Raw genomic sequence first — 12,606 nt, forward strand, 5'->3', positions numbered from 1 at the left:
GTTCCTTCCCATGGCCATCAGACCATGATCAAAGAACTCCATGAAACCGGGGGTACCTCAACGTCAAGACCCGCGACGAGATCACCGCCATAGCACGCCCCAACATTGAGATCAAGCAGCGTTACGCCCGGCTGATAGCCTGCGTCGCTCTGCGCACCTTGCACGAGATCTTCGCCGCTACTCCGGCCGACGTGGTGGAAGCCGTTGTCTTCAACGGCAGGGTGAGTACCACCGACAGGGCGACCGGCAAGAAGGCTCGTCCACACCTCATCAGCGTGGAAGCCGAACGACCGGCGTTCGCCGATCTCGTCCTCGCCGAGGTCGACCCTGCGGCGTGCCTGAAGTACCTCAACGCGCTGGTATCACCCAACCCGTTCGACATGGAAGCGGTCGAGCCGTTTATCGCCTTCGACCTCAAGCGGTTCCGATTCGTCGATGACCTCGACACCCTCGCCGGCCTCGACTCCCGACCCAACCTGCTCAAGCTGACCCCGACCGAGTTCGAGCATCTCGTCAAGGACCTGTTCGCCGCGATGGGAGCGGAGGCGTGGCGGACCATCCCGTCCAAGGACGGCGGTGTCGACGCAGTCGCGACCAGCAAGCACCTGTTCTTCGGTGGACTGTGCCTGATCCAGGCCAAACGCTGGACCGGACTCGTCGGCCTTGAGGCCGTGCATGCCCTGACCGGCGTGATGACCGATCACAACGCGACCACCGGCGTGCTCGTCACCACCTCCTGGTTCAGCCGCACCAGCGAGCAGTTCGCCCAACGCAACCGAATCACGCTGATCAACGGCGCGGAGCTCAAGCATCTGATCAAGGAGCACCTTGGCCTGGACGTAATACCCGGCACCACGCCGCCTCGGCGCCTTCGCGCGTCTGACAACACCCAGACGGGCAAACCGGGACCGGCCGCCAACTAGCTGATCTCGCCGCCCTATCCAAGATCAGTCTCAACTGTCCGCGTGAGCTCGCTGGGGCTGAGAGTGCCGGCGTAGAGGTGCTGTAGCGGGTCCATGCCCGATCTCTTCGTCACCACTCATCCAAAGGGCGAGCCGGTCGCCGAGTGATGGCGCTTCGAATAAGCGTGATCGAGCGAGGAACCTGGTCTGCCTGGTGACGTGCTCCACATGATCGAGTGGACCGTCAACAATCAGCGCGCTTTGCCTGGTAGGTGTCCGTACCCGCAAAATTGCGTGTGAGACGGCCAAACACGCTGGACCTTCGTCTCCCACGACTCGCGATCACGTAGCTGCCATCCGCCCAACCTCGGAGACTGCACCAACGCTCGGGGAATCACACAGAACGCACACTCGTCGAGTCCTCCATCGGTGAGAGTGAAATGCAGGGGCTCGACCTCGCCTGCCGTCCGAGCCTCCGCAGAACGCCCTGCTTTATAGCGTGCCGCGTTGCCGACCCCCCTCAATAGTCCATACTCGATCAAGGCGGTGTGAGACTCGTACGCGTCTCGGGAAAGGCCGAAGCGCTCGTTTCGTGTGCTTTCGGCCAAGAAGAGGCCGTGGCCAACATGAGCGGCCGGATGTTCGTGGCGGAGCAGCCTAAAGGTAAGCCACAAAGCGATCTCGCTGTCCGTGAGGCAATAGGCCCAGCCGTTGAAGAAGAACTCGACTGGTATCGTGAACCCGTCCCTCATGCGTGGCACGCTGTAGTCGGAGCGTTTCCGCCAGCTCTCATCCTGGCGTTCGTCGAGCAGTACGAAGTGTTCGTAGCGGTCTCGGACGCGGTCAAGGTTGGGAAGCCGAACCACGCCCTCTCTCTCTAGCCTCGCGATCGCGCTCTTGACCTGCCGGATGCGGTTGTCATTCCGTGTCGCCCTCCCCCCGGTCACCATACCGACAGGAATAGCGAGGAGGTCAAGCCAGCCGACCTCGTCGCGGCGAACTGGCTGGATCGCTCGCCGATTCTGGTGATAAGCGCCGACGTGATGTGTGCTCTGGCAATCAAACAGCGTGATCAGGTAGAGCTGAAGCGCAAGCCCCCGTGAGGCAATAAGGCGGGAGATCAACGACGGCCTGGTCGCTGTAGCGACCATGACAGCGGAGCGTAGCCGGACGCTCCGTCGTCGGTTGCGTTCGACCTGCCAAAGCGCGCGAGGCGCCTCGCTCGGACACCCGTCGGAGCAAAGTGTCTCCAGGCGGCGCAGGCGTGCGTCGACTGACCAGTTCTGACCCATTGACCCAACCGTGAAGATCTCGATGACCAGCAACAACACCGCAGACAGCACGGCCTCCCAGGACTATGTCTGCGGACCAAAGGGTAGCGAGCCTGGAGCTGACACTAGCGGAAGGCAGCCGACACACTCGACCCGTCCAGCATGCAGTTGCTAGGAGAGGACGCTGTGGATGGTGCTGCTGTCACGCATCCGGGATACCGCCGAGGCGCTCGGCTTCACAACGCTGTCAAATGCCCCCGCCTCCCATACAGACGTGGGCGCTCACGAAGAGAGACGCAGGGCTACAGTGCACACATGCGGGCCTTGCTCATCACAACCTCCGCCGATCTTCAGGACCCGCCGCTACGGCACATCACCGAGATCCTGCACCGCGCTGGCGTTGAGCCAGTCACCAGCGGAGCCCTCGGCGCAGGCAGCTACCTGCGCGGGCAGCTGCGTCCCGACGGCGATATCAGCGTCGGTATCGTGATCTTGCCGCACCGCTTCGCCCGGCAGGGCGGCAGCCTCGCGCTTATGGTCGAGGCTGGCATCTGCCTCGGCGCGGACATCCCACTGCTGGCAATCGTCCACCCCGGTGAGAAGCTGCCCCCGGCTCTCTCGGCGATCAGGCATGTCAAGGCCCGGCTCGACGACACCGATGCCCTGCAACTGCACCTCGGCATGTTCATACGGAGCGCGGCGAGCCTGAAGGCCCATCGCGTGAAGCCGCCGCCACAACCCGCCGTGCCACGCCTTACACCCCCAGCCCCGCCCGACGATGCCGGCCGGGCGGCCTACGGGGGCTTTGAACTTGTCGAGCGAACTGTCGCGTTGCTGCGTAGTGCGGGGAAAGATCCCGTGCTGGGCAACCCCGACTCCGGGGCGGACATGGCGTTTGTCGCGGGCGACGACGAACCGTTCGTCGTGGTCGTCGAGGCGAAGAGGATCCGTCCACAGAGCCCGGCTCATCTGGCCACGAAACAGCTCATCCAGTACGTGGAGCGCGCCGGCGCAGGCTTGGGCCTGCTGGTCACGGACGAGGCGGCGCTGGACTCCAGACATTACCACGGCCGTCCCGAGGTCCTCCTGCTGTCAATTCAAGAGCTTGCGAACATTGTCGCAGATGGGGACTTGGACAACCGTATCCGGAGTGCGCGCAACCGGATCGTCCATCAGGGGTAACGATGAACGGACTTGCGCATCTCCTCGACGCTGTCTCCCTTGCTGCGCACAGCCAGGCCAAGGGCGAGGCCTACGAAAAGCTGATCACGTTCCTCTTCGAATCAATACCTGGGTGCATTGTCGACCGCGACATCACCAACGTCTTCGGAACTGAGCAGATCGACGTTGCTGTCGGCAACATACACGAGGTAGGAGGCCTCCGCCTACTTCCGCCGGTTTTCCTTGTCGAGTGCAAGAACTGGGACGACCCGGTCGACAGTCAGGCCATAGGCTACTTCTTCAACATTCTGGCGAGCCGAGCGATTGAACTCGGTGTCCTTGTTGCGGCGAACGGCGTAACTGGCGACATCGTCACCGGCCGCCACGGCCATTCCCTCGGACTGGGGGCGGCCCCGCGCGGAATCAAGATGATCGTGATAACCAATGACGACATTGCCCGACTTCGGCACCAAGACGACTTCGTCAATCTCCTCCATCGTCGCTATCTACGTGCCTGTGCGACCGGTCAACTCGGGGCACCCGGGCCCAGCGACTACAGAGTCTCTCAAGGGCGGTAGGACACCCAGGTCAGTGCGCGGATCGCCAGACCTTCACTGAACCAGGCGCCGCAGCACGACTACTCGTAGGCCTCCAAAGTCCGGCCGAACTTGCTGACCGCGTATGAGACCAGCGAAAACAGAGTCTTGCCGGTGAAGTCGAGGGTCTCGGTGACCGTCGGCATGATCAACGGCGGACCGGCCGGGAGAAATATCCAGCAGCACCCGGCGTTCTGCGTCGGACGACGGGCGGGTGACGAGGATGACGAAGAAGGCGGGGGGTTTTGCACCCGCGAGTCCGACCCTGCGGGTGCCGATCGAGACGGTGCTGCAGCACCGGCTGCGAGCCAGGGGCACTCACGAGCGCGTCTGACCACTTTTTACACGCCGACGAACCGGCGTGTTGACCGTAAATCACGCAGGCTAAGGGATGTCTCGTAACTCAGCGGCAGGTCCATGGTGGATCGTGTCGGGGTGCAGGTGATCTCGGCAGCCCGCCCCGGAGTGGATCTTCCCGTTCACCGGATTGCACCCCGTTCAGTTCCGCCGCCTCGTCAGACTCGTCGCCGAGCGTGGCGGGGAGGCGATCGCTGACGGCCGGCCGGGCCGGCAGTGGTCTCTCGACCTTGCCGATCGGGTGTTGCTGGTCGCCGTCTACTGGCGCACGAACCTGACGATGCGGCAGATCGGCCCGCTGTTCGGGGTGTCGCACTCCGCCGCCCACCGGGTCATCGACACCCTCGGGCCCCTGCTCGCCCTGGCGCCGGTGCGCCGGCGCCGGGTCGACCAGATCGCGATCGTCGACGGCACCCTGATCCCGACCCGGGACCACCGCCTGGCCGCCCAGAGCAAGAACTACCGCTACAGCACGAACCTGCAGGTCGCCATCGACGCCCACACCCGCCTCGTCGTCGCCCTCGGCGACCCGCAGCCGGGCAACCGTAACGACACGATCGTCTACCGGAACAGCGGTATCGATCAGAAGCTGGTCGGACGGCCGGTCATGGCCGACGGCGCCTACCGCGGCAACCCTGAGGTGGCCATCCCGTACCGCAAGCCCGCCGACGGCAGCGAGCTGCCCGACTGGAAGAAGGACCTGAACAAGCAGCACCGCACCGTCCGAGCGCAGGTCGAACACGCCCTGGCCCGCATGAAGTGCTTCAAGATCCTGCGTGACTACCGACGCGCCGCCCGCACATTGGCCGACACCGCTTCCGGTATCGCCCACCTCCACAACATCATTCTGGCGGGGTGACACCAGCACCGTTGCCAGGCAACGTCTTCACCGAGTTACGAGACGTCCTTTAGGGCGGGTGCGGGCGGTCGGTCCGGATGCTTCTGCGCTTGGCGCAGGGCCATCAGGTGGTTGAAGGTCTTGCCGAGAAACGTTCCACAACTCTCCCTGGCGTCGACCCCAAGGCTGGCATTCACCACGCCATAGCCTTGCCCGTCCCAGATCGCGGCAATGAGCCCCTGGTAGATGGAGAAGGACTTGCCCCCGTTGGCGGCGTCGGGTCTGCAGTGTCACCGTTCGACGGTGACACTGCGCGTGAGCGACGCAGCGCTCTCCCCTAACCTTGGCTGATCAGTGGGGAAGGGGAAAACGTGCGCTGGTGGGAACGACGACGGGCTGGGCGGGTCGGCCCGTCGGTGTCTACCGACGGTGATGTCGCGCTGCTTCCGCTGACGCCGCAGTTCCAGCCGGAGCAGCACGAGGAGTACGTCGTACGGCTGACCGCCGCCCTGCAGGAGCCGGACGTCCGCAACATCGCGCTGACCGGCCGCTACGGCGCGGGCAAGTCGAGCGTCCTGAAGGCGTTTACCGACCAACACACAGGACGAGTTCTCAACCTCTCCCTGTCGACCCTCGGGCCTTCCGAGGAAGAGAAGTCGATCACCAACCGGATCGAAAAGGAGCTCGTCAAACAGCTGCTGCACAGCCAGCCGCAGCGGGCGCTGCCCCGCTCGCACTTCCGGCGCATCGACAAGCCGAACTTCCGCCGGGCCGTCGCCTTCGCCACGACGCAGGTCGCGGTGGTCGCGCTGATCCTGTTCCTCCTCGGCCGCTTCCCGCGCCTGGCCGGCGCTACCAAGGACCACCCGTGGCCGGTGCGGGCCGGGGCGGTCCTGCTGTTCGGGCTGCTAATGGTGGCCGTGCTGACGTGGATCCGGCAGGTCGTCCACAACCGGGTGGTCTCTTCGGTGTCCGCTGCCGGGGCCACCGTCGCGCTCGAGGCAAAAGAGGTCAGCTACTTCGACAAACACCTCGACGAGATCGTCTACTTCTTCGAGTCGACGAGGTTCGACGTCGTCGTCTTCGAGGACCTCGACCGTTTCGACGACCCGCACATCTTCGAGGCGTTGCGCGAGCTGAACACCCTGCTCAACACCTCGCACGCGGCGCGAGGCCGAACGATCCGGTTCGTCTACGCGCTCAAGGACAGCATCTTCGAGCGGCTGGGCAACGACACCAGGCAGCTGGACGACGGCGCCTCCGCCGAGTTGGTGCGGGCGAACCGCACGAAGTTCTTCGACCTGGTCGTGCCGGTGGTTCCGTTCATCACTCACCGCACGTCACGTGACCTGCTCTCCAAGCTGCTGGCCGGTCCGGCGCTCGTGCCGGTGACACCCGACCTGGTCGACCTGGTCGCGCGGCACATCAGCGACATGCGGCTGCTGAAGAACATCCGCAACGAGTACGCCGTGTTCGCCGCCCGCCTGATCACCGCGAAGCACGGTGTGCCCCATCTGCGCGCCGACTCGGTCTTCGCGATGATGGTCTACAAGAACGTCCACTTGGCCGACTTCGAGCAGGTCTCGCTGGGCCGCAGCGACCTCGACAAGCTCTACAAACTCAGCCGCGACCTGGTGAATCAGTCCATCGCGAGGCGGCGCGACCGCCTAAGCGAGCTCGCCGACTCCGAGGCACTGGCCGACGTTCTGCGGGACAAGCCCGAGCACTTCGCTGAGCGTTTGAACTGGCATGCCGAAGTCATCCGGCGCTCCAGCAACAGTCATCACTACACCCTCACGGGCTACACAATTGGCGCCGAAACCTTCACTCCTGCACAGGCTGGGACCGCCCGATTCTGGCGGATGCTCATCGCCGACGGAAACGGACCAACCGCGAACTTCACCCACCACTACAACTCGCCCTATACCGTTGCCATCCCGATCGGCGATATCCGTGAACTGTTCCGGGCCGAACTCGACCTGGACGCCTGGGACTCCCGCGAACGTCAGGCGTTGGAGGCCGAACGCGGGAAGGCGATCGCCGACATCGAGGCGCTGCGGAAGGCCGACTTCGCCGACCTCGCCGCGAACCTCGCATTCACCCTCGCCCGCGACACCGCGGAGATCACCTTCGAGACGCTCCTCGGGGAGACGATCCGCTCCGAGGTCGCCGGCGACCTGATCCGCTGCGGCTTCATCGACCAGAACTTCGCCCTCTACGTCGCCCAGTACTACGGCGAGCGCGTCTCCATCCGCGCCATGAACTTCATCGTGCAGCACGTGCAGCCCAACATCCCCGACACGTACTACGCCTTCGACGGACCGGACGACATCGCCGGCGTCCTGCGGGAGACCAGGGCGGACTTCCTCGACCTGAACAGCGCCTACAACCTCGAGATACTGGACTACCTGCTGGCGAATCAGCACCTCGGCGCCCGGACCGTCCTCGACCGCCTCGCCGAGATCGACGGCCCGGCCGAGCGCGCCTTCCTCCAGGCCTACCTGAGCGGCGGAGCACAGGCCGTGGAGGCGGTCCGGCGGCTGTCCGGCACGTGGCCGCCGACCCTGAGCCGTATCCTGCAGGTCCCGGACCTGCAGCCGGAACGCCGGCTCAACCTGGTCGACGAGGGAGTCGCGCACGCCAGCCCGAGCCTCGATCGGCAGATCGAGGAGCACGTGACGACCTACCTCCAGGACAACTACGCCCGCCTGACCTGCCTGACCCGGCCCATCGACGAGCCGCCGGCAGGCAACGCGGTCGCGCTGCTGCGGCAGGCTCGGGTAGTGATCGACGATCTAACCGTTCTCGATCACGGCGTACGTGCCCTGGTCGTCGCCGACAGCATGTACACCCTTACTGCGGGCAACCTGCGCAGCGCGCTGCACAATCCGCCGGTCCTGAGCCTGGACACCGTCCAGACGATCGATCCCACCGTCTACGGCTACTGCGTCGCCAATCCCGCCGCCTACCTAGCTGCGGTCGAAAACGACGGGCCCACCACGGTGACGGTCGCGGATCCCGGCACCTTCGCGGACATCGTCACGGAGATCGCCGGTTGGGAGACCAGCCTGGCGGAGCGGGCCTGCCGCGCCGCGGCGGCGGAGTGCCGGATCGAGCGTCTCGCCGAGGTACCCGCAGAGGTCTGGCCCGCGCTGGCACGCTCCCGACGGATCCCGGTGACGGTGACCAACACCGCCGCTTACATCGAGCAGGCCGGCGGGGTCGACGCCGATCTGGCCGGCCTGCTCGTTGACGCGGGCGCGATCACCGCTCCCGCGGGAGAGCCGGATCGGCTCGCCGAGCAGACGACGCAGGTCGCCGTGACTATCCTTCGCAGCCGAGAGACGATCCCCGCTCCCGAGACCCGTGCCGTTCTGGTCGCCACGCTCGCCCTGACCGAGTCGATCACTGCGAGTCGCGTGGAGCCGGAGAACGGCTCCCTGCTCGGCGAGCTGCTCCGCCACCAGATCTGCGACGATACCGCCGAACTGTTCCAGCGGTTCGCCACCGCCGACTGGGAGACACTTCGGCACGGCATCGAATGCTCGGCGAAGTTCGCCGACTTCGTCACGCCCGCCCTGCTTGACGAGGACATGACGGCCCGGTTGCTGGGCAGCGCCTCGATCAGCCAGACGGTCCGGCAGACCGTGTTGTCCCGGCTGGACGAGTTCGTCCCGACCGACCATCGCGACGCGCTGCGGGCCGCCGGGCGCTTCGCCGCGACGGCCCAGGTGGCGCTGAGCTCCGCCCAGCTGGAGCGGATCGCCCAGGTGACCCGCGACGCGGCGCTGGTGGTCCCGCTGGTCGACCAGCTCGGGAGCGCCGTCTCGACGGACCAGATCATCGCCGTCCTCGCGAATCTCGGGAGCCCGTACGTTGATCTGGCCACCCCTGCCGCGTCGCCGACCTTCCCGGACGACACCCATCACCTCCGGGTCCTTACCCGGCTCAAGCAGGAGGGACGGCTGTCGAACTTGTCCCGGCGCCGCGCCAAGTCCCAGATCAGCGTCACGGTCGCCTGAACATCGGCCCTACAGAGGTTGTAGCCACCGGAAACCTCGAGGTCCTAGGCGGTGCCTCAACAGGCTTCGAACAGGGGATTAACCGGCGGCGCAACGTCCTGGAACGCTGCTTCAACCGGCTGCAGTTGGCTCTTGCCGTAGTAGGCGCGGCGGGCCAGCTCCCGCAGAGACCAGCCGCGAGCGGTACGAAGCTCGCGAAGGCGGCTCGGGAATCGCGGGTCGACGATGGGCGGGTGCGGCATGTCGTGACTCCCAAGGTTACGGCTTGGGGTGGTGGCGACCCGGTCCGTAACCCCGGTTCGCCACTTCGGACGGTACAGCCAGCAGTGGGACGGCGTCACGCATCGTCCGCTGGTAAGGGGTGACGTCGCACGGCATGTCCGGCGCCGGGCCACCTGCCCGTCGTTACCAGAGCATGACACCCCCTGCTCATGCGGCCTCCGAGTTCCCTCGCTCCCTCGTCGAGCCGACTCCGGACCCGTACACTCCCGTGAACGACTGGGCTACCCTGCTCGCCCCCGACACGGTCCGGCCGGTCATCCTCCGGCAGGCCACCCCGCCGGCTGCCGAGCAGGTCCGCCGTGACCCGTACGCGGTGCTCGACGACACCGACCTGACCGCCGAGCAGAAGATCAGCGTGCTCCGCGGCTACCTCATCCACACCTACGAGCAGGGCGGCCAGGACCGGACCTCCGCCGCCCGCCGGGTCGGCGTCACCACCCAGGAGCAGGCCGACGACGCGGTCATCGACTGGGCGATGTGGGCCACGTCTGGGCGGCTGCTGCCGAACCGGTCCGACGTTGATTGGGCTGCGGTGCTGGCAACCATGCCGGACGACGACGCCGGTTGCCCCACCTGGTGCCCAGGCGACTGCGAGCAGCCCCGGATTTCCGGCGCGACGTTTGTCGAGCGGGTCCACGACCTCCATATCGTGGACCTGACCGGCGGCCCGGCCGAGTTCCCCGCCGAGCAGCGGGCCATCAGCGTCGACCTCCAGTCGCTCAGCACCGGCCGATCACGGCTACCGAATTCCGCTCGAACCGCCAAGATCGGATGCACTGGAATCGGCACGACCGGACGCGTCCGACCCCGAGGCTGACCACGAAGCGTGACGGCGCCGGCTGGTGAAGGCGCGCACGGTCGGCGGCAGGTGCGGCTGCCTCGAAATCGATACGGTAATGCTATGGCTTTGTCGCTGGGCGTCAGTGATGGTCGGGCGTCTCCAGCGCCGGGCGTGGCGTCAAAAATGTTCGATAACCGGATCTAACCGGGCCGGCAGCATGCAGCGAGGACTTTTGCAGTTTGTTATATATATGTTGCGCCACCTAAAGGACGTCTCGTAACTCGGTGAAGGCGTTGCCCGGCAACAATGCTGGTGTCACCCCGCCAAGATGATGTTGTGGAGGTTGGCGATATCGGAAGCGGTGTCGGTCAATGTGCTGGCGGCGCGGCGGTAGTCGCGCAGGATCTTGAAGCACTTCATGCGGGCCAGGGCGTGTTCGACCTGCGCTCGGACGGTCCGGTGCTGCTTGTTCAGGTTGGCCTTCCAGTCGGGTAGCTCGCTGCCGTCGGCGGGCTTGCGGTACGGGATGATCACCTCGGGGTTGCCGCGGTAGGCGCCGTCGGCCATGACCGGCCGTCCGGCCAGTTTCTGGTCGATGCCGCTGGTGCGGTAGACGATGGTGTCGTTGCGGTTACCGGGCTGCGGATCGCCGAGGGCGACGACGAGGCGGGTGTGGGCGTCGATGGCGACCTGCAGATTCGTCGAGTAGCGGTAGTTCTTGCTCTGGGCGGCCAGGCGGTGGTCCCGGGTCGGGATCAGGGTGCCGTCGACGATCGCGATCTGGTCGACCCGGCGCCGGCGCACCGGGGCCAGGGCGAGCAGGGGGCCGACGGTGTCGATAACTCGGTGGGCGGCGGAGTGCGACACCCCGAACAGCGGGCCGATCTGGCGCATGGTCAGGTTCGTGCGCCAGTAGGCGGCGACCAGCAGGACCCGGTCCGGCAGGTCGAGAGCCCACTGCCGGCCCGGCCGGCCGTCAGCGATCGAGTCCCCGCCACGCTCGGCGACCAGCCTGACCAGGCGGCGGAACTGGATGGGCTGCAAACCAGTGAACGGGAAGATCCACTCCGGGCGGGCTGCTGAGATCACCTGCACCCTGACATGATCCACGATGGACTCTCAATGAGTTACGAGACGTCCCTTAGGATGGCTTTTCGTCGATCCGTATATAAATCAGTCCGGTCGAAAGCCCAACAAGGATTGCTGTATCCAGCGTTCGGCAGCAGACGACACGGTGATGTGCATGTACCAGCTGAATCTGTTGTCCTGATAGGGGATCGAACAGCCTGACCGTATGATCGTCGCTGCCGGAGACGATCACATGACGGCCGCCCAAGTGTAAGGCGGCGACCGTGTTGACCCAGTCGGTGTGGCCGGTGAGGGTGTGGATGAGTTGGCCATCGGTCGGATCCCATACCCGCACCGACCAGTCGTTGCTGGCGGTGGCGAGTAGGTGGCGCCCGTCACCGGCCGGAACCACGCACATCGCATTTACCCAGTCGCTGTGGCCGGTGAGGGTGTGGGTGAGTTGGCCACCGGTCGGATCCCATACCCGCACCGAGCCGTCGGCGCTAGCGGTGGCGAGTAGGTGGCGCCCATTACCGGCCGGAACCACGCACATCGCATTTACCCAGTCGCTGTGGCCGGTGAGGGTGTGGATGAGTTGGCCATCGGTCGGATCCCATACCCGTGCCGAGCCGTCGTCGCTGGCGGTGGCGAGTAGATTGCGCCCGTCACCGCCCGGAACCACGCACATGGCGTTCACCCTCCTGGTGTGGCCGGTGAGGGTGTGGAGAAGCTGGCCATTGGTCGGATTCCACACCCGCGTCGAGCCGTCGTCGCTGGCGGTAGCCAGGAGCCTGCGCCCGTCACCGGTCGAAACCACGCACACGGCCCTCACCCCGCTGTGGCTGGTGAAGGTGTGGATGAGTTGGCCATCGGTCGGATCCCATACCCGTGCCGAGCCGTCGTCGCTGGCGGTGGCGAGTAGATTGCGCCCGTCACCGCCCGGAACCACGCACATGGCGTTCACCCTCCTGGTGTGGCCGGTGAGGGTGTGGAGAAGCTGGCCATCGGTTGTATCCCACACACGCACGGAGTCGTCGGCGCTAGCAGTGACGAGTAGATGGGATCCGTTGTTGGACACGAGCGCCAGTGTGTTGACTTGCCACACTCTGTTTGGTCTTGCTCGGGCTCGATCAGGACTTGCTGTAAGCGACCAAAGGCGGATGGTTTGGTCGTTGCTGGCGGTGGCGAGTAGATGGCGCCCGATTCTGACTGGAACTGCACACAGCGCATTCACCCACTCGGTGTGGCCGATGAGGGTGTGGATTGGTTGGCCATCGGTCGGGTTCCACACTCGGACGGACCGGTCGTTGCTGGCGGTGGCGAGTAGA

General features: G+C 65.6%; 9 protein-coding genes and 1 pseudogene. 6 read left to right on the forward strand and 4 right to left on the reverse strand.

The features are described from left to right. Nucleotides 1–158 precede the first annotated feature (158 nt). A complete protein-coding gene (locus ACFP2T_RS47245) occupies nt 159–923 on the forward strand; it encodes a restriction endonuclease (RefSeq protein WP_377434449.1) in 765 nt (254 codons plus the stop codon). Nucleotides 924–1,153: 230 nt separating this feature from the next. Here ACFP2T_RS47245 and ACFP2T_RS47250 read toward each other — a convergent pair whose 3' ends face one another. Then, the gene (locus tag ACFP2T_RS47250) at nt 1,154–2,053 is read right to left on the reverse strand and encodes a hypothetical protein (protein WP_377434452.1); all 900 of its coding nucleotides are present in this window, start codon (nt 2,051–2,053) and stop codon (nt 1,154–1,156) included. 435 nt (nt 2,054–2,488) lie between these two features. Between ACFP2T_RS47250 and ACFP2T_RS47255 the strand changes: the two genes are divergently transcribed. From ACFP2T_RS47255 to ACFP2T_RS47270, 4 genes and pseudogenes are all read left to right on the forward strand, one after another. Next, nucleotides 2,489–3,355: a hypothetical protein gene (locus tag ACFP2T_RS47255; protein ID WP_377434455.1), complete on the forward strand. Its 867-nt coding sequence runs from the start codon at nt 2,489–2,491 to the stop codon at nt 3,353–3,355. A 2-nt stretch (nt 3,356–3,357) separates the two neighbouring features. Further along, nucleotides 3,358–3,912 (forward strand): restriction endonuclease, encoded by a 555-nt coding sequence (locus ACFP2T_RS47260; RefSeq protein ID WP_377434458.1) that lies wholly within the window; start codon nt 3,358–3,360, stop codon nt 3,910–3,912. 453 nt (nt 3,913–4,365) lie between these two features. Then, a pseudogene (locus tag ACFP2T_RS47265) lies at nt 4,366–5,146 on the forward strand (transposase family protein). A 395-nt stretch (nt 5,147–5,541) separates the two neighbouring features. Continuing rightward, nucleotides 5,542–9,147 (forward strand): YobI family P-loop NTPase, encoded by a 3,606-nt coding sequence (locus ACFP2T_RS47270; RefSeq protein ID WP_377434460.1) that lies wholly within the window; start codon nt 5,542–5,544, stop codon nt 9,145–9,147. Between the two features lie 56 nt (nt 9,148–9,203). Here ACFP2T_RS47270 and ACFP2T_RS47275 read toward each other — a convergent pair whose 3' ends face one another. Next, complete coding sequence (locus ACFP2T_RS47275; RefSeq protein WP_377434463.1) at nt 9,204–9,389, reverse strand: helix-turn-helix domain-containing protein; 186 nt, start codon at nt 9,387–9,389, stop codon at nt 9,204–9,206. Nucleotides 9,390–9,637: 248 nt separating this feature from the next. Between ACFP2T_RS47275 and ACFP2T_RS47280 the strand changes: the two genes are divergently transcribed. After that, the gene (locus tag ACFP2T_RS47280) at nt 9,638–10,246 is read left to right on the forward strand and encodes a hypothetical protein (protein ID WP_377434464.1); all 609 of its coding nucleotides are present in this window, start codon (nt 9,638–9,640) and stop codon (nt 10,244–10,246) included. Nucleotides 10,247–10,525: 279 nt separating this feature from the next. Here ACFP2T_RS47280 and ACFP2T_RS47285 read toward each other — a convergent pair whose 3' ends face one another. Then, nucleotides 10,526–11,305: a transposase family protein gene (locus ACFP2T_RS47285; protein WP_377434467.1), complete on the reverse strand. Its 780-nt coding sequence runs from the start codon at nt 11,303–11,305 to the stop codon at nt 10,526–10,528. 46 nt (nt 11,306–11,351) lie between these two features. Then, a partial coding sequence (locus ACFP2T_RS47290) for a WD40 repeat domain-containing protein (protein WP_377434470.1) occupies nt 11,352–12,606 on the reverse strand: 1,255 nt, incomplete at its 5' end.

The sequence above is a fragment of the Plantactinospora solaniradicis genome, from assembly GCF_042658085.1.
In the GTDB taxonomy this organism is placed as follows: Bacteria; Actinomycetota; Actinomycetes; order Mycobacteriales; family Micromonosporaceae; genus Plantactinospora; species Plantactinospora solaniradicis.